14 protein-coding genes are annotated in these 17,697 nt (G+C 50.2%); 8 read left to right on the top strand and 6 right to left on the bottom strand.

Going from position 1 to position 17,697, the window contains the following annotated elements; all coding sequences use genetic code 11:
• The first annotated feature begins 52 nt into the window (after positions 1–52).
• The 5 genes from METTU_RS16235 (at position 53) to METTU_RS16215 (ending at position 5,351) form a co-directional block, all read left to right on the top strand.
• Entirely contained in the window at positions 53–250 is a 198-nt protein-coding gene (locus METTU_RS16235) for a DUF2934 domain-containing protein (protein ID WP_254258018.1), read from the top strand.
• A 46-nt stretch (positions 251–296) separates the two neighbouring features.
• Positions 297–1,031 carry a hypothetical protein gene (locus tag METTU_RS16230; protein ID WP_006892876.1) on the top strand — a complete coding sequence of 245 codons (735 nt, stop codon included), beginning with the start codon at positions 297–299 and terminating at the stop codon, positions 1,029–1,031.
• A 73-nt stretch (positions 1,032–1,104) separates the two neighbouring features.
• A complete protein-coding gene (ftsH, locus tag METTU_RS16225) occupies positions 1,105–2,976 on the top strand; it encodes an ATP-dependent zinc metalloprotease FtsH (protein ID WP_254258084.1) in 1,872 nt (623 codons plus the stop codon).
• A 1,166-nt stretch (positions 2,977–4,142) separates the two neighbouring features.
• Positions 4,143–4,493, top strand: a complete 351-nt coding sequence (locus METTU_RS16220) for a hypothetical protein (RefSeq protein WP_006892874.1) — start codon at positions 4,143–4,145, stop codon at positions 4,491–4,493.
• 114 nt (positions 4,494–4,607) lie between these two features.
• Positions 4,608–5,351 carry a cytochrome b/b6 domain-containing protein gene (locus tag METTU_RS16215; protein ID WP_006892873.1) on the top strand — a complete coding sequence of 248 codons (744 nt, stop codon included), beginning with the start codon at positions 4,608–4,610 and terminating at the stop codon, positions 5,349–5,351.
• A 361-nt stretch (positions 5,352–5,712) separates the two neighbouring features.
• Here the strand turns inward: METTU_RS16215 and METTU_RS16210 are convergent, their stop codons facing one another.
• The 6 genes from METTU_RS16210 to acs form a co-directional block, all read right to left on the bottom strand.
• Positions 5,713–6,093 (bottom strand): hypothetical protein, encoded by a 381-nt coding sequence (locus METTU_RS16210; protein ID WP_006892872.1) that lies wholly within the window; start codon positions 6,091–6,093, stop codon positions 5,713–5,715.
• 505 nt (positions 6,094–6,598) lie between these two features.
• Complete coding sequence (locus METTU_RS16205; protein ID WP_006892871.1) at positions 6,599–7,084, bottom strand: type II toxin-antitoxin system VapC family toxin; 486 nt, start codon at positions 7,082–7,084, stop codon at positions 6,599–6,601.
• Positions 7,077–7,754, bottom strand: coding sequence for a TSCPD domain-containing protein (locus METTU_RS16200; protein WP_027149341.1), 678 nt, complete (start codon positions 7,752–7,754; stop codon positions 7,077–7,079). Before METTU_RS16200 ends, METTU_RS16205 begins: the two co-directional genes overlap by 8 nt.
• Before the next feature lie 86 nt (positions 7,755–7,840).
• Entirely contained in the window at positions 7,841–9,991 is a 2,151-nt protein-coding gene (locus METTU_RS16195) for an adenosylcobalamin-dependent ribonucleoside-diphosphate reductase (protein ID WP_006892869.1), read from the bottom strand.
• Between the two features lie 166 nt (positions 9,992–10,157).
• Positions 10,158–11,912 (bottom strand): ABC transporter ATP-binding protein, encoded by a 1,755-nt coding sequence (locus METTU_RS16190; RefSeq protein ID WP_006892868.1) that lies wholly within the window; start codon positions 11,910–11,912, stop codon positions 10,158–10,160.
• A gap of 195 nt (positions 11,913–12,107) precedes the next feature.
• Positions 12,108–14,045, bottom strand: a complete 1,938-nt coding sequence (acs, locus tag METTU_RS16185; RefSeq protein WP_006892867.1) for an acetate--CoA ligase — start codon at positions 14,043–14,045, stop codon at positions 12,108–12,110.
• 310 nt (positions 14,046–14,355) lie between these two features.
• On the opposite strand from acs, the gene METTU_RS16180 reads away from it, so the two are divergent.
• From METTU_RS16180 to rsmD, 3 genes are read left to right on the top strand one after another with little or no spacing between them, the layout of a single operon-like run.
• Positions 14,356–15,723, top strand: coding sequence for a M16 family metallopeptidase (locus METTU_RS16180; protein ID WP_006892866.1), 1,368 nt, complete (start codon positions 14,356–14,358; stop codon positions 15,721–15,723).
• A complete protein-coding gene (locus METTU_RS16175) occupies positions 15,723–17,042 on the top strand; it encodes a M16 family metallopeptidase (protein WP_006892865.1) in 1,320 nt (439 codons plus the stop codon). The genes METTU_RS16180 and METTU_RS16175 overlap by 1 nt, the downstream gene beginning before the upstream one ends.
• Positions 17,032–17,589: a 16S rRNA (guanine(966)-N(2))-methyltransferase RsmD gene (gene rsmD, locus METTU_RS16170; RefSeq protein ID WP_006892864.1), complete on the top strand. Its 558-nt coding sequence runs from the start codon at positions 17,032–17,034 to the stop codon at positions 17,587–17,589. The genes METTU_RS16175 and rsmD overlap by 11 nt, the downstream gene beginning before the upstream one ends.
• Positions 17,590–17,697: the final 108 nt, after the last annotated feature.

Genomic DNA, 17,697 nt, shown 5'->3' with positions numbered 1-17,697 from the left:
ATAGAATGAAGATACGGGGGATATTCCTTCGGAGCGCGCGGGGGGTGAGATTGTGGCCGATTTTAATTCAGTGCAAAAGTCAAATAAGAGGGTTATTGATAGGGAAGAACTTCAAAAAATGATTGCAGAACGCGCTTACTGCAAAGCTGAAAAAAGGGGGTTTGTGGTTGGGCATGAAATGGAAGACTGGCTGGAGGCCGAGTCAGAAATTAAAAATCAATACTTCTATTGGTTTCAGGACGTCGAATAATTTCTCAGATCACAATGATATTGACTTAAAGCTAGGGTATTTAATTATGAAACGAAACAAGATAATCGAGGTACTCGACCTGGATAAATTAACAGAGCATAAACAACGTGTTGCTTTTCATGAAGCGGGACATGCGGCGGGCATTCATTTAAATAACAAAGCCAGAAAGCTGCCGCCGGTTTTTTTTAAGATTATTTTTAAGGATATGGGCGGCGTGACCGACGCCGATGTCATGGCTTACCAGACAACCCATGACGATTGTATTGCACGAGTGGAAGGAGGCCGGTTAATCGAATCGTTGCCGCCCTCTATTGATAGCCTGGTGCGTGAATTAACCAAACACAATGACGCAATGATGCAATTGGTAAAGGATTACACGACGGCTTTTGAGGCGGATATTATTAATCTGCTGATCGGGCCTCTGGCTGAAGCCAAGCATGTCGCCGAAACTGATGATGAGCTATTCAATCATCAATTAGTTAATCTGAAAGCTTTAAAAAACTATGGCGGCAGTTCAGATCTTGCCTTGGCTAACGAGTATTTACAAAGCTTCTCTACCGATAAACAACAAAGAGATGAAAAATTGGATGAGTTGTTCAGCATCGCATTTGACTTTGTAAATAACGATGCAAACTGGGCGGCAATCACTCAACTGGCTGAATATATTCGTGGCGGAAGTAAAAACATTATTGACTGTGAAGAGATTGTTTCAATGCTTGATCAGTCTGTCGATCATTTTCAAAATCGGAGAAGCGTAGCAAGGCATCATCACAATGGGTGATTCAAAGAACACTATTTTTAAAACGGCGCTCACATTGTTGGGTAATTTCTTCATCTACCTGAAAAAATTATTGATGACTGGTTTAAATTATTTATCCAAACGGGGGCCGGAGAAGGAGCTCAATAAACCGTCGGATCAAAGTAGCGCCGGTTCCAAACAAAGAAAGTTTTTTTTCTTTGTGATGTTATTCATCCTGCTGCTGACTTTTATTAATAGTGTTCAGGAAGTGCAGCGCGATGAAATCCCCTACAGCCAGTTTATTAAGCTGGTCAAAGAGGCAAAAATCGACAAGGCGGTGGTAACCGAGCGGTATATTACCGGCGTTATCAAGTCTGACGATCCGAAACAGCCGGCCAAAAATTTCATGACGATTCCGCTGTGGCAAAATGATCTTGCCCAAATGATGGAGCAGAACAAAGTTGATTTTGTGGTCAGAAGCAGCGAGAACTGGCTAACCAATCTGTTTTTCAACTGGATCATCCCGATGCTAATCCTGGTGCTTATCTGGTCATGGGTTATGCGTCGCACTGCGGCCGGTGGCGCGCAGTCTTTTCTTAATTTGGGTAACAAAATTCACATACATCAGGACACCCAGGCCAAGATTACCTTTGATGATGTGGCCGGTGCCGATAGCGCCAAACAGGAACTTAACGAGTCCATCGATTTTCTAAGAACACCGGAAAAATTCCAGAAATTAGGCGGACGCATGCCCAAAGGTGTGTTGATCGTGGGGCCGCCCGGAACCGGAAAAACCCTGCTGGCGCGCGCTGTTTCAGGGGAAGCGCAGGTGCCGTTCTTTAACATCAGCGGATCTGAATTTATTGAGCTGTTTGTCGGCGTGGGCGCTGCCAGAGTGCGTGAACTGTTTGAACAGGCGCGGAATCAAGCGCCCTGCATCATATTTATTGATGAACTCGACGCCATTGGCCGCACCCGTGGCGGTCCGGTGATGATCGGCGGTCATGACGAGCGCGAACAGACCTTGAACCAGCTGCTGACCGAAATGGACGGTTTTGATCCCTCGGTCGGGGTAGTCGTGATGGCGGCAACCAATCGCCCTGAAGTGCTTGATAAAGCGCTGTTGCGCTCCGGGCGTTTCGACCGCCAGATTGTGGTTGATAAGCCGGATTTGCGGGATCGTATCGAGATTCTTAAATTGCATACCAAAGGACTGACGCTGGCTGAAGACATCGACCTGTCCATCGTCGCCAAGCGTACGCCGGGCTTGGTGGGTGCGGACCTTGCCAATATAGCCAATGAGGCGGCGATTATGGCGACGCGGGTCGGTCACGATAAGGTCGAAAGAGAAGACTTCGAGTCGGCGATCGACCGGATATTGGCCGGGCCGGAAAAGAAGAACCGGGTTTTAAACCCCGAGGAAAAGCGCCGGGTAGCTTTCCACGAAGCAGGACACGCGATGGTCGCCGAGCATGTGCCGACCGGACAACCGGTGCATAAAATCTCCATCATTCCGCGCGGCGTATCGGCATTGGGCTTTACCTTGCAATTGCCGGTAGAGGAAAAGTTCTTATCGACCGAAGATGAACTTAAAGATCAATTGGCCATTTTGCTGGGCGGACGCATATCCGAAGAGATCGTCTTGGGAAGCATCTCAACCGGCGCCCAGAATGACCTGGAAAAAGCCAGCGAGATTGCCCGCAGCATGGTCTGTAATTTGGGCATGAGCAAAAAAATGGGGCCGTTGACGTACGGCAAACGCCAGCAACTCCAGTTTTTGGAAACAGAAGTTTCAGAGTATCGCAATTACAGCGATGAGACAGCCCGGCTTATCGATACCGAGATAATGGCGCTGGTCGAAGAAGCTGAAACACGTGCGCGTGAAATCATCACCGCAAACAGGCCTGCATTGGAAAAACTGGCTAATTTGCTACAAGAGAAAGAAGTGATTAGCAGGGACGAAATGCTTGAGTTGCTTGGGCGTTGAGAGGGATTTTTTCTTTATCTCGTTCCCACGCGCCGCGTTCATCTTTACACAAGTCTGTGGGAAGACCGTCATTCCGGCAGGGATTGCCGGACCCGTTAGAGCGCGTAGCGAATCCAGACTACATGGACGTATTTAAGCTCGCCATCCATGGCGTTGGATACTCGCTTCCCGGCAGGTATGACGGGTTATGCTAGTTCCCAAGCTCCAGCTTGGGAACTAGCGCTCACTAAAATCCTTAACTTAATGACCGTGGCGCGCCGCGAGTTGAGGATCAACTATGCTCCAAGATACAAAGCACACAAACACAGGACGCAACGCGTCCCATAATGCATTCCTACGTAGCCCGCGGGAGCGAGGAAACAGGTTTATTCAGGCCTACAGGGAATTGGTTTCAGGTGGCTGTTGTCGATCGACCGTAGACAGTTTAAGTAACGCCAGCCACGCTTCCGGGCTATTTAATGCTTTAAATCGTTTTACTTTTGACATCTCAAAAGCTTTAAATTCTTTTTTCTTTTGTGATCGATCCTGAATTATCACCTGACGGTATCACCTTTGCTCTTGAGTTGAGCAATCAAAGCCATAAAAATAAAAAGGTGCAGCCTTTTTGTTGTCTCGTTTCCACGCGCTGCGTGGGAATACAGTCATGTACCCAACTACAATAGGTCATATAAATACAGGACGCAGCGCGTCCTATACTACATTCCCCCGCAGCGCGTGGGAACGAGAATCGTCGCGTGGGAGCGAAGAAAATTTGCCGATGGTAAGATATTAATCCCGTATGCCGCGCCGAGTGCCGTACCGGAGCTTCCGGCGGGAATAGGCGTAGGCCGGAATAAGACCATCCAAGCGCGTAGCGCGAGGTGGCGTTTCCGGCGAATTGGGGAGGCGTTTGTCGGAAACACCGGTTTTCGCAGCCGCTCGAACCGGCTTATTCCGGCCTACGGGACTGCCATTAAGTTAAGTGCAGTCCATTGAAAACGATGCTTTTACGCTTATGCAAATTGAACAAAGTTCTCGATTAACATTTGTTTGTTACATATTTTTCTTAACTTAATAGCAGTGACGTAGCACGTGGGAACGAGGAATGTTGTTGCTCAGCCGGGTCTACTGTATAAGCTATACCGAGCTAGATAATTTCTTGTTACACATTGTAATTCGAGGCTAAGATGTTTGAACGAAGATATGAAAAACTTGCTCCGATATCAGTTTTTGTCAGAAGGATGGCAGCGTCTGTTGCGATGGCAGGCATCTTGATTGCAGTTGCTTTATCTATTGGTGTCATAGGCTATCATTGGATAGCAGGATTTGATTGGGTTGATTCTCTTTTAGAGGCGTCTATGATTCTCGGGGGAATGGGGCCTGTCAATTCGCTTGCTACGACTGGAGCAAAAATGTTTGCTTCTGGGTATGCGCTTTTTAGCGGGCTGGTATTTATAGCGATAATGGGCATCGTACTCGCCCCTGCAACTCATCGAATGCTGCATAAATTTCATATTGATGAAGATGATCTGAAATAGCGATGCCCAAAATCGCTGAACCTGATAATCTCCTGAAAAGGCGGATTCACGTCGATAAAGCGGAAGTTGCATTTCCACATTGGCAATAATTTTAAATTCTTAAGGAGCGCCCTTATGGCAGATCTCAAATCGTCCCCCGTTTGGGATGCAGGTACCCGTTGGTTTCATTGGATTAATGTGCTGTGTGTTCTTGCGCTTATGGGTGTCGGTCTGGTTATCCTAAATGCTAGCAGTCTTGACGTCTCGAATGCAGGAAAGATAAAAATCAAGACAATCCACGCGTGGATCGGCTATGTGTTTTGCATCAACCTGATTTGGCGCTTTATTTGGGCCTTTTTAGGTAATCGCTACGCGAAGTTGAGGGCAGTGCTTCCGGGCGGCAAGGGATACTTTCATGCATTGCGCAACTATGTCGTCGCATTTTTCTCCGGCCACCCTGAGCAGTATATCGGGCACAATCCGGCAGGACGCTTGGGAGCCGCCGTGCTGTTTCTCCTGATCACCCTTCAGGCAGTCACGGGGTTGGTGCTGGCGGGCACCGATTTATTTCTCCCGCCTTTCGGGCATTGGATAGCGCAGTGGGTGGCCGCACCGGGTATCGCGCCCGATACGTTAGTCCCCTATGCACCGGCCATGTATGATGAAACTGTTTACCAGAGCATGCGTGCTTTTCGCAAGCCTATTGCCGTAATACATTTGTATAGCTTTTATTTTCTGGTTGCGGCCGTTGTATTGCACGTTGCAGCGGTCATAATTACTGATATGCGCGAAGGTGGCAGCATCATTTCTGCAATGTTCACAGGCCGCAAGACCCTTAGTGGACATCCAATAGATGAAGAATCCAGCAGCCATGACTGAGATTTTCGGAGATAAACACCAATAACGCTGAATCATGGGGGCATGATTAAAAAGCTTGGGCATTCGCGAAGCTAGAGCTTTTTCTTCCGGGTTCCCAATCTCCAGATTGGGAACCCGCGTAAAATACAGGACGCATCGCGTCCCATACCGCATTCCCACGCAGCGCGTGGGAATGCGGAAACAGGTGTTTGATCAACGCGAGGTGCCAGTCGGCAGTTTCACATCCCTGTGTTCTGGATTCGCTACGCGCTCTAACGGGTCCGGCAATCCCTGCCGGAATGACGTGCTTTAAAATACTTGTGTATAACAATTAGCGCAGTGCGTGGGAACGAGAAAGACCTGCCCCCGGATTTGCTATTTCTTATGTGGCGTCCGAGGTATCCTCTTCGCCGTCCACGGCAACGACGAGCAAACCCTCCTGCCGGATCATGGCTTTAAAGCCTTTCATCACTGGCCGGGAGATAGCCGTTTCGGCCAGCAGGCGTTTTTCGTAGATAATGTTTTTCGTTGCTTCATCGGGATGCTCACGGGCTTGCGCAATCAACAGGTGGAGTGCCGTATTCAGCAGATGGCCGGGTTGTGTCTTCACTTCGTCGTAAAGCAGTTCCATTACCCGCTTTTCCTCTGACCGCATTTTGCATTTGCCGTCGAGAATTTTCAGCATTACGGCGGTAGCGCAATCCACATGGATCGGCGCTAGGGGATGTGTCAGCGCCCAGTGGGCTACGTTATCTTTGGTCATACACTCTCCTCGTCGGTTTTTTGCCTATAGTTCACTTTTTTCGGTCGCCCGATGCATCATACAGCCTCATCCCATATGCCGCGCCGAGTGTACCGGAGCTTTCGGAGGGAATAGGCGTAGGCCGGAATAAGACCATCCAAGCGCGTAGCGCGAGGTGGTGTTGCCGGCGAATTTGGATGATGTTTGCCGGAAACACCGGTTTTCGCTGCCGCTCGAACCGGCTTATTCCGGCCTACGGGACTGCCATTAAGTTAAGGGTTTTAGTGAGCGCTAGTTCCCAAGCTCCAGCTTGGGAATTCAGTGCGGGAAGCTCCAGCTTCCCGTCTCACGAAGCTGGAGCTTCGTCAACTGGGTTCCCAAGCTGGAGCTTGGGAACCAGCGTAAACATTTCCTGTATTGCCTCGTTCGAAGCGTTTATGTTGCTTAAGTGAAGCGCTTGGCATCGCACAAACGTTAGGAGCGGGGTTGCAAACCCCACCCCGCTTGGGAGCTTAGCTATTCCAAATCATGGGGCAGGTTCTTCCATGAGATACCAAACCCGCAAGCTCTGATCTCTTGCTGCAATAGAGAGATTTTTGTCAGCGGTAACGAGAATGGTTGCTGAGTCGTTATACAACGGTGAAAAGTAGCCGTCCTTGATACTGAGAATTTGAAAACAATCTGATAGATCTAGCGAGGTTAATTCAACAAGACTTTTTGCCTTCGCGAACGTCATTGGTTCTGTAAACTCGATATCCTTAACTTTGCGAGAAGATGCACCAAACCAGATGGATAGGCGATACGCAGCACTCAAATATTCGTCTTTGGTGAGCTGATTCTTGTATAGCCACTTGCCCTTGAGCACATTAAGAGCTTCGTAGAAACAGAATGGTGTTGTGTACTTAGTGGACTCTGAATTGAAGTACGGACGAACAATTTCTGTGCCGGGCTCCTGAGAGAACACCTTGACCAAGGCTGATGCATCAAAAAGGCTTGCTCGACAATCACCCACACTTACTCTCCCCACAATTCAAACAAGTCATACACCCATCCATCAAAACCATAGCCTTAGTGCTGCACTTATTACAAAGCACGGCCTTTTCAGGAAACGCCTGTCCCTCCGACTCCCCATGCTGGGCTTCAAACTCCTTGCGCTTTTCATCAAGAAAATTCTTTTGGTGATCGGTCATTTTTTCCGGTTTGATCATGCCGATGTGTTTCAAATGCGATTCGATCGCGTAGCCGATTTCGGCGACCAGCGACGGCATGAACACGCCGCCTTTTTTGAAGTAGCCGCCGTGCGGGTCGAATACCGCTTTCATTTCTTCGACCAGGAAGCAGGCGTCGCCGCCTTTGCGGAATACCGCCGAGATTAGACGGGTCAGCGCCAACACCCACTGGAAATGCTCCATGTTTTTGGAGTTGATGAAGATTTCGTATGGCCGACGCTCTTCGTGGGCGGTTCCGGCATTCAGGATCATGTCGTTGATGGTGATGTACAGCGCATGCTCCGACTGCGGCGTTTTGATCTTGTAAGTGGAACCGAGCAGCACTTCCGGGCGCGCGAGGTTTTCGTTCATGCTTTCCAGCGATGGCTGTTCCGGCTCTTGCTTGACCGGTTCGACATCGTCTTTGGTCAGGACTTTGTAGCCGACGATTTTTTTGGTGATTTTATGTGTCATGTCTGTAGTCTCGATCATTGTTGCTGAGCCTTGTTCTGAAGGCAGCACTTTTGTACTGATGTTTTGCGTCATGTCTTCGTGCGCCATCAGAATTTTCCGTAGTAGCCTTCTTTCAAGGCATCGAACAGGTTAGCGGCGCTGTGGATTTCGCCATCGTATTCCACGTCTTCGTTGCCTTTGAATTCCACCACGTGGCCGTCTTCCAGCGTGAACTGGTAGGTGGTGTTTTCAAGATCCGATTCCTTAACCAATACGCCCTGAAAGACTTCGGGATTAAAACGGAACGTGGTGCAGCCTTTCAGGCCTTTGTCGTAGGCATACTCGTAAATAGACTTGAAGTCTTCATAAGGATAATCGGTCGGCACGTTGGCGGTTTTGGAGATCGACGAATCGATCCATTTTTGCGCCGCCGCCTGAATATCGACATGCTGTTTTGGCGTCACGTCATCGGCCGCTATGAAATAATCCGGCAATTTTTGTTCAGGATCATCGCTGTAAGGCATGGCGTCGGCATTGACCATTTCGCGGTAAGCCAACAGCTCAAAGGAAAACACGTCTATTTTTTCCTTGGATTTTTTACCGGCGCGGATCACGTTACGCGAGTAATGGTGCGCAAAGCTCGGCTCTATGCCGTTGCTGGCGTTATTGGCCAGTGACAGGGAAATGGTGCCGGTCGGTGCGATAGAACTGTGATGGGTAAAGCGGGCGCCGGTTTCAATCAGCTCCGCCACCAGCTCGGGTTCTTCCTGGGCCACTTGCTGCATATAGCGGCTGTATTTGGTATGCAGCAGCTTTCCGGGCACACGGTCGCCGACTTTATAACCGTCGGCAATCATTTCCGGGCGTTTATGCAGCATTTCGCCGGTGACGCTAAACATTTGCTCCATGATCGGCGCCGGGCCTTTTTCTTTGGCCAGCGCCAGTCCCGCTTTCCAGCCTTCCACGGCCAGTACCTTGGTCACTTCTTCGGTAAATTCCAGCGACTGTGCATCGCCGTATTTCATGCCCATCATAGTGACGGTTGAGCCGAGCCCCAGATAACCCATGCCGTGGCGACGCTTGGTCAGGATTTCTTCACGTTGCTGCGCCAGGGGCAGGCCGTTGATTTCAACCACGTTGTCCAGCATGCGGGTGAAAATCTTGATGGCTTTGCGGTAATTGTCCCAGTCGAAATGCGCGTCGTTGGTGAACGGTTTTTTGACGAAGCGGGTCAGGTTGATTGAGCCTAGAAGGCAAGAACCGTAAGGCGGCAACGGTTGTTCGCCGCAAGGATTGGTCGCACGAATCTTCTCGCAAAACCAGTTGTTGTTCATCTCGTTGACTTTGTCGATCAGGATGAATCCCGGTTCGGCATAGTCGTAAGTCGAGCTCATGATGATGTCCCACAGGCGGCGCGCGGGCATGGTTTTGCTGATTTTGCAGGCGACCATGCCGTCGTCGTTAAGGATATAGCCGTCGATGTAGGGCAGGTCGCGCCAGATGATGAGTTTGTCGTCGGTCAAATCCAGGTTATCCAGTTTGACTTCTTTTTCGGTGACCGGAAATGACAGCGACCAAGGCTTGTCGTTTTTTACCGCTTCAACGAACTCGGAAGTGATCAGCAGCGACAGGTTAAACTGGCGCAGGCGTCCGTCTTCGCGTTTGGCGCGGATAAATTCGACGACATCGGGATGGCCGACATCGAAAGTCGCCATTTGCGCGCCGCGTCTGCCGCCTGCGGACGACACGGTAAAACACATCTTGTCGTAGATGTCCATGAACGACAGCGGGCCGGAAGTATACGCGCCCGCACCGGAAACATAAGCGTTTTTAGGGCGCAAGGTCGAGAATTCATAACCGATACCGCAACCGGCTTTCAGGGTGAGTCCGGCTTCATGCACCTTGCCCAGAATATCGTCCATGGAATCGGCGATGGTGCCGGATACGGTGCAGTTAATCGTCGACGTGGCCGGTTTGTGTTCCAGCGCGCCGGCATTGGAGGTAATCCGTCCTGCCGGAATAGCGCCTTGGCGCAAGGCCCACAGGAAATCTTTGTAGCATTGCTCCTGTTTGGTTTTGCCCTTTTCTACGGCGGAAATGGCTTTGGCCACCCGTTGATAGGTTTCATCGATGGTGCCGTCAATAGCGATGCCATCTTTGGTTTTTAAACGATATTTCGTATCCCAAATATCCATCGAAGCGTCCTGAAACGGAATTTCAGTCACGGTGCTTGGAATGACATGTAGCTTTGCCGACATTGAGTGGTCCCTGTTGGTTGGTGTATGAATAAGCGAATTTGAAAATCAGCCGATTAAGGTTGGTGATCGATATATAGTGTCAATTTTTATAAAGAGGAACAATATATAGTGTTTTTATGAAAAAATAAAACCTATTTTATAAATCGTCACACTATCAAACAGTTGCCTATTCAACCAGGAAAGCGCCGCTTTGATGTTGCCACATGGCGTGGTATTTGCCTTGTTTAGCCAGCAATTGCGGATGCGTGCCTTGTTCTATGATTTTGCCTTTTTCCAGTACGATAATCCGGTCCATGCTTAAAATGGTAGAAAGGCGATGGGCAATCACCAGCGTCGTTTTATTTTTAATCAACTCGAAAATAGCGGTTTGGAGCTGTTGTTCGGTGATTGAATCCAGCGCGCTGGTGGCCTCATCCAGAACCACAATCGGCGCATTTTCCAGAAAGGCGCGGGCAATGGCGATGCGTTGTCTTTCGCCGCCGGAAAGCTTGACGCCGCGCTCGCCGACCAGCGTGTCGAATTGGTCGGGCAAATCCTTGATAAACTCAAGGCAGTGGGATTTTGCGGCGACATCAAGCAACTGCGCTTCCGAAACATCCGCGCCCAGCGTGATATTGTCCCGTATCGAGCGATGAAACAGATCCGGTTGCTGCGGCACCATGGATATTTGTTGGCGCAACGAACTCAGCGTAAAGGCTTTTGCGTCCAGGCCGTCAAAGCTGATGCTGCCTGTTTGGGGATCGAGAAAGCGGAATAACAGTTTGGTCAACGACGATTTGCCGGAGCCGGATTGGCCTACCAGTGCGACTTTTTCACCGGCTTTGATGTGCAGGGAGAAGTTCTCAAACAGTTGGGTTTGACGCGAGTTTTCTTCATTATAGGTAAAACAGATATTGTTAAAGTCGATGGCGCCGTGGGTGATGGTCAGTGCTTGGGCATTGGCGGGATCGACTTCGACATCTTCCTGTCTGAACACATCGGCCATTTCGGAGGCATCGGCCAAGGCGGTGAAAAAGTTCCTGAAATTGCGCCCGAACTCCCATAAACGCTGGATTAGCATGATCATGATCGATTGAAACAAAACAAACTCGCCGACCTGAAAATTGCCGGCTTTCCAGTTTTGGATCATCAAATAAACCATCAGCAATTCAATGCCGAAGGTCATCAAGCCTTGTACTGCGAAGGAAAAAAACATTAATATCCAGGCGATTTTTTTCTTTCGGTAAACAAAATCCGATGCCTGATTGATCCGCGCCTGTTCGATGGCTTCCATGGCAAAGCTTTTGACGACGAAAATATTGCTGACCGCATCCGAATACGCGCCGCCGACTGTTGAGTCGGCTTGGGCTACAGCCTTATCAAAACGCAGTTTCCATACCGAGTAGACGATATTCCAGGTCACAAAGAGCGTGACCCAGATCAGGAAATAGCAGGCGAATTTGGGCTGTTGCTGATAGAAAATCGCAAATGCAATGCCTATCGCCACAATGTTCATGAAAAACTGGAACAGAAACCAGTCCATAATAATTTCAAAAGAACGCGAGAAGCGGTTGGCCTGCTTGATTAGGCTGCCGGAAAAACTGTTTTCGAAAAAGACGTATTTTTGTTTTTTAAGCACATCGAAACAGCGCTTTTCCAGCAGATTAACGCCGCCGCCATCGAGTGGAATAATAGCGATTTCAAGCAACCGCCATGACAGCCAGATGCCCGCATAAATAATTGCGACCTGTTTCAGGTTGTCCAGCATTAGTGTCAGCGTTGTATCCGAATAAGGCGCGGCCAGTCCGTTGGCGATGCTTTTGTAGTAAACCGGCGCCGATAAATCCAGGGTCATGGCGGAAGCCAATGCGAATAAGGCCAGCAGGAAAAACCATTTTTTCTGCCATACGACTCGGCTGTATTCTTTAAAGATGATGTTCATTAATTGTTTTTTGTAATGACTTAGCGGGGATTAATTTTATAAGAGAACACGGATACCAGACACGGATTAGACTCGTTCGTTGATTTTATCAGTCTAATCCGTGAATTACTGGGTGATGGCTGGGAATGTTTACACTGTCGTAGGGCGTGCCCGATCAAAACAGGTAATCTGTGTGTACAGGGAGTTATTAAACGATCACTTATTAGCCCGATGCTCAATAATATCGTCAACCACGGCCGGATCGGCCAGCGTGGAGGTATCGCCCAGGCTGCCGATTTCATTGGACGCCACTTTACGCAAAATACGCCGCATGATTTTACCGGAACGGGTTTTGGGTAGTCCCGGCGCCCATTGGATAATATCCGGGTGGGCAATCGGGCCGATTTCTTTCTTGACCAGCTCGATCAGTTCCTGGCGCAGTTCCTCGGAAGGCTCGATGCCGACATTCAAAGTCACGTAGGCGTAGATGCCTTGTCCCTTAATATCATGCGGATAGCCGACCACCGCCGCTTCGGCGACATGTTCATGCAGCACCAGCGCGCTTTCGATTTCCGCCGTGCCCATCCGGTGACCGGAGACATTGATTACATCGTCAACCCGCCCGGTAATCCAGAAATAGCCGTCTTCATCGCGGCGCGCGCCGTCGCCGGTAAAATAATAGCCGGGGTAGTTTTTGAAATAGGTGTCGATAAAACGCTGATGGTCGCCGAAAACGGAACGGGCTTGTCCCGGCCAGGATCGGCTGATGACTAAAATACCTTCGGCAGCGCCCTCCCTGACTCGGCCTTCGTTGTCCATGATCTCTGGCTTGATGCCGAAGAAGGGCAGGGTGGCGGAACCGGGTTTTAAGGTGATTGCGCCGGGCAGCGGGGTGATCAAGATGCCGCCGGTTTCGGTTTGCCACCAGGTGTCGACGACCGGGCAGCGACCGTCGCCGACCACATGGTAATACCATTCCCAGGCTTCCGGGTTGATCGGTTCGCCGACGCTGCCGAGTATCCTTAAGCTGCGCAGCGAGCAGCGTTCGACAAATTCATCGCCCTGCGCCATCAATGCGCGGATCGCGGTCGGCGCGGTGTAGAAGATGTTGACCTGATGTTTGTCGATTACCTGCCAAAAGCGACTGGCATCAGGATACGTCGGTACGCCTTCAAACATCAAGGTGGTGGCGCCGTTGCATAACGGGCCGTAGATCATGTAGGAATGGCCGGTGACCCAGCCTATATCGGCGGTACACCAGTAAATGTCGCCATCGCGGTAGTCGAACACGTATTTGTGGGTCATGGCCGTGTACAACAGATAACCGCCGGTCGTGTGCAAAACCCCTTTGGGTTTGCCGGTGGAACCTGAGGTGTACAGGATAAACAGCGGGTCTTCAGCATCCATGGTTTCGGCCGGGCATTCCGATGATGCGGTTGCCATTGCGTCGTGATACCAGACATCGCGTTGTTCGTGCCAGTCTACGGCATTGCCGGTGTTTTTGATGACGATGACTTTTTCAAGATTCGGGCAGGCGGCGGCGGCTTCATCGGCATTAGCTTTGATGGGGACGATCTTGCCGCCACGGTGGCCTTCGTCGGCGCAGACCAGAAACCGGCAATCGGCATCCAGAATCCGGTCTTTTAACGCTTCGGCGGAAAAACCGCCGAACACGATTGAATGCACCGCTCCGATGCGGGTGCAGGCGAGCATCACCGCAGCCGCCTCGCTAATCATCGGCAGGTAGATGCAAACGCGGTCGCCTTTGTTGACGCCTTGCGTTTTTAAGACATTGGCAAACTTGCAGACTTGTTCGTGCAATTGCCGGTAAGTGATTTTTTTGTCCTGCGCCGGGTTGTCGCCTTCCCAGATAATGGCGACTTGATCGGCGCGGGTGGCAAGATGGCGATCCAGGCAATTGACGCTGACATTGAGTTTTCCGCCTTCAAACCAGCGGATATGGCCGGTCTTGAAATCGCAGTCCATGACCTTATCCCAAGGCTTGCTCCAGTCCAGGAACTGTTCGGCCTGTTCAGCCCAGAAAGCTTCCGGTTCGGCGATGGAGCGCTGATACAGGGCTTTATAAGATTCAGCGGTAATGTGTGCATTGGCCGCTATGTCCGGTTTTATGTCATAAATTTTAACGTCTGACATGGGTTAATCCTTGGGTTCGGTTGAAAAATGTATAAAGCCTCTATCCTGCATAGGATAAATGCCATTTCGGCTTATATACAATGTTTTAACATTGTGCGGCTAGAAAGCATCGGTGTTTAAAGTTGAAAAACATTGTGCCGCTTCCGTAAAATCAGCACTTCTGTGGAAAGCCGGTGCATACGGATAGTGGTCTATTTTTTCAAGTATAGCTATCCAGAACTATTTTATCCCTGCTACTATCAGGCTTAGCGAGTGATGCAGCCCGGAAGTTTTCTGGAAAGTACCTTAACATTCATCAAAGAGGGAGTTTATGAACAAACGATTACTATGCGCCGCATTACTGTGGCTACCGGTTTTTGCCAGCAGTGCCGCCCCGACTAAGGTGTCGGAGCATGTGTTGGGGAACGGGTTGAAAGTGCTGGTCAAGGAGGATCACCGGTCTCCGATTGCGGTGTCCCAGGTCTGGTACAAGGTGGGTTCAAGTTATGAACCGGGCGGTATTACCGGCATTTCGCACATGCTGGAACACATGATGTTTAAAGGCACCGACAAGCATGCCGCCGGTGAGTTCTCCCGCATCGTCGCCGAAAACGGCGGCGAGGAGAATGCCTTTACCGGCACAGATTACACGGCCTATTTCCAGACGATGGAAGCTTCCAGGCTGGCGGTCAGCTTTGAACTGGAAGCCGACAGAATGCGTAATCTGCATCTGTTACCCGAAGAGTTGAAAAAAGAGCTGCAAGTGGTGACCGAAGAGCGAAGGATGCGCACGGACGATAATCCGCAGGCAAAAATGCAGGAACATTTTAATGCGATGGCTTACACCAACAGTCCGTATAAAAATCCCGTGATCGGCTGGCCTTCGGATATTGAAAATTACAAGGTTGAAGATCTTCAGGCCTGGTATCAGCGTTGGTATGCGCCCAATAATGCGACGCTGGTGGTAGTAGGCGATGTGGAACCCAAAGCCGTGTTTGCGCTGGCGGAAAAATACTTTGCACCGCTTAAGCCCAGCGATCTTAAACCGCTAAAACCGCAGTCTGAGGTCGAACAGCAGGGTGTTCGGAAGATGACCATCAAATTACCGGCAAAACTGCCTTATCTGGTCATGGGCTATAAGGTTCCGGTCTTGAAAGCAGCCGAACATGAATGGGAAGCCTATGCGCTGGAAGTATTGGCCGGTGTGTTGGACGGCGGCAGCAGCGCAAGATTGGAATCGGGATTGGTGCGCGGCAAGCAAATAGCCGTTTCAGTCGGAGCCAGTTACAGCCTGACTTCAAGATTGCCGGAATTGTTTACGCTGGAAGCGACGCCCGCCGAAGGCAAAACGGTCTGGAATCTGGAAAGCGCATTGAAGGATGAGATTACCAAGTTGCAAATCAGCCTGGTCGATAAGGATGAATTGCAGCGCATTAAGGCGCAGGTTCTAGCCAAAGCGGTTTACGAGCGGGATTCCGGTTTTTATCAGGCCATGCAGTTGGGTATGCTGGAAACCGTCGGCCTGAGTTGGAAAGTAGCCGATGAGTATGTCGAGAAAGTCAATCAGGTTACCGCCGAACAGGTGCGTGATGTGGCGCGCAAATATTTAATCGAAGATAAATTGAGCGTCGCTTATCTGGAGCCCTTGCCGATCACCGGCAATATCACCGAGACCAAGACAACAAAAGGAGTTAGATAATGCGTATTCGTCTGTTAAGTTTTATGTTGCTGGCCGGTTTTTTTTGCACCCCGGCGCAGGCCGCTGCAAAAATCGAACACTGGCAAACGGCGCAGGGCAGCCGGGTTTATTATGTGCATACCGAGGGCCTGCCGATGGTGGATATACAGGTCGCTTTCGACGCGGGCAGCGCGCGTGACGGCTACCAGTTCGGCCTGTCTGCATTGACGTCTGGATTGCTCGATACCGGGGCAGGGCAGTGGAATGCCGATCAAATCGCCCAACGCTTTGAAAGCGTCGGTGCGCAATTCGGCTCCAGTATTTCCATCGATATGGCTTCCGTTTCGTTGCGCACCTTAACGGATAAACCGTTATTCGATAAGGCGCTGGAGACCATGCAAGTCATTTTGACTAATCCAAGCTTTAATGAAGCCGATTTTCAACGGGAAAAAAGCCGGACTTTGGCAGGATTAAAGCAACAGGAAGAATCGCCTGCCGAGCTGGCCAGCATTGCCTACTATAAGGCCTTGTACGGCGAGCATCCATACGGCCATCCGACTTCCGGCGAGATCGTCACAGTGTCCGGGTTTGAGGCGGCAGATTTGCGCAGCTTCTATCAGAAATATTATGTCGCTGCTAACGCGATGGTGGTGATTGTCGGCGACTTGTCCAGGCAACAGGCGGAGCACACCGCCGAGACTTTGGTCTCCGGCTTGCCGGTAGGCCAGAAGCCGGAACCCTTGCCGGAAGTGGTCATGCCGGTGAAAGCAGGCAAGCAGCATATTGAATTTCCTTCAACACAAACTCATGTCCTGGTCGGGATGCCCGGCACCTACCGTAAAGATCCCGATTACTTTACGCTGTATGTCGGCAACCATATTCTGGGCGGCGGCGGATTGGTGTCCAAGCTCTTTGAAGAAGTCAGGGAGAAACGCGGATTGGCCTATGGCGCGAGCAGTTCGTTTGCGCCGATGTTCAGGAAAGGGCCGTTTACGGTCAGCCTGCAAACCCGTAACGATCAAACCGGTAAAGCGCTGGAAGTGTTGAATAAAACCTTGGCCGATTTTATTGCGCAAGGGCCTACGGAGGCAGAGCTGATTGCCGCCAAGAAAAACATCACCGGCGGTTTTGCGATGCGGTTCGATACCAATAAAAAACTGGCCAGTTACGTGTCGATGATCGGCTTTTATGAAATGCCGCTGGATTATCTGGATACCTTCCAGCAAAACGTCGAGAAGGTGACGACCGCATCAATAAAAGACGCCTTCAAACGCCGTGTTGACCCTCGGTTAATGCAAACCATCACTCTGGGCGGGAGCGACAAGAAGAGTGAAAAATAAGCTCAGAATTATCGGTGGGGACTGGCGCAGTCGGCAGTTAAGTTTTGTCGATGCGCCGGGATTAAGGCCCACGCCCGCCAGAGTCAGGGAAACTTTGTTCAACTGGTTGCAGTATGAAATTTTCGGCAAACAGTGTCTGGATTTGTATGCGGGTAGCGGGGCTTTGGGTTTTGAAGCCGCTTCCCGAGGGGCAAAGTCGGTCGTTCAGGTGGAAAGCAATGCCCTGGCCTGCCGCAGTTTAAAGGACAATGCCATTGCGCTGTCCGCCGATGACCGGATAAAAGTTGTGCAAAGTGATGTTTTACGCTATCTGGAGGGAGAGGCTACAGCCTTTGATGTGGCGTTTCTCGATCCGCCATTCGGCCTGAACCTGGTGATTCAAACCTGTAGGCTGCTGGAAGACAACGGCTGGCTGGCTAAACATGCCAAGATTTATGTTGAAACGGAACGGCATTTCGATTTTTCCGGAATGCCCGAAAACTGGCGGCAGCTGAAAAGCAAAAGTGCGGGCGAAGTCGGCTATCATTTATTCGAGCGGATTGAATGATGTCAGGTTATGATTACACGGAGTTATTTCTTCTTTAAGTTTGTCAGTTCGGCCCTAATATTATTTAAATAAGTATTTTAAACTTGTTTCTTAGTATAGAATTGCCGA

The organism is Methylobacter tundripaludum SV96, from assembly GCF_000190755.2.
GTDB lineage: Bacteria > Pseudomonadota > Gammaproteobacteria > Methylococcales > Methylomonadaceae > Methylobacter_A > Methylobacter_A tundripaludum.
The sequence above is the reverse complement of the archived record's forward strand: the minus strand, read 5'-3'. Positions and strand labels throughout refer to the sequence as shown.

Coding starts and splice junctions, on each gene's coding strand:
- METTU_RS16230 (WP_006892876.1), top strand. CDS start 297: ATGAAACGAAACAAGATAATCGAGGTACTCGACCTGGATAAATTAACA.
- acs (WP_006892867.1), bottom strand. CDS start 14,045: ATGTCAGACGTTAAAATTTATGACATAAAACCGGACATAGCGGCCAAT.
- METTU_RS16215 (WP_006892873.1), top strand. CDS start 4,608: ATGGCAGATCTCAAATCGTCCCCCGTTTGGGATGCAGGTACCCGTTGG.
- METTU_RS16200 (WP_027149341.1), bottom strand. CDS start 7,754: ATGACACATAAAATCACCAAAAAAATCGTCGGCTACAAAGTCCTGACC.
- METTU_RS16180 (WP_006892866.1), top strand. CDS start 14,356: ATGAACAAACGATTACTATGCGCCGCATTACTGTGGCTACCGGTTTTT.
- ftsH (WP_254258084.1), top strand. CDS start 1,105: ATGACTGGTTTAAATTATTTATCCAAACGGGGGCCGGAGAAGGAGCTC.
- METTU_RS16220 (WP_006892874.1), top strand. CDS start 4,143: ATGTTTGAACGAAGATATGAAAAACTTGCTCCGATATCAGTTTTTGTC.
- METTU_RS16175 (WP_006892865.1), top strand. CDS start 15,723: ATGCGTATTCGTCTGTTAAGTTTTATGTTGCTGGCCGGTTTTTTTTGC.
- METTU_RS16195 (WP_006892869.1), bottom strand. CDS start 9,991: ATGTCGGCAAAGCTACATGTCATTCCAAGCACCGTGACTGAAATTCCG.
- METTU_RS16210 (WP_006892872.1), bottom strand. CDS start 6,093: ATGACCAAAGATAACGTAGCCCACTGGGCGCTGACACATCCCCTAGCG.
- METTU_RS16190 (WP_006892868.1), bottom strand. CDS start 11,912: ATGAACATCATCTTTAAAGAATACAGCCGAGTCGTATGGCAGAAAAAA.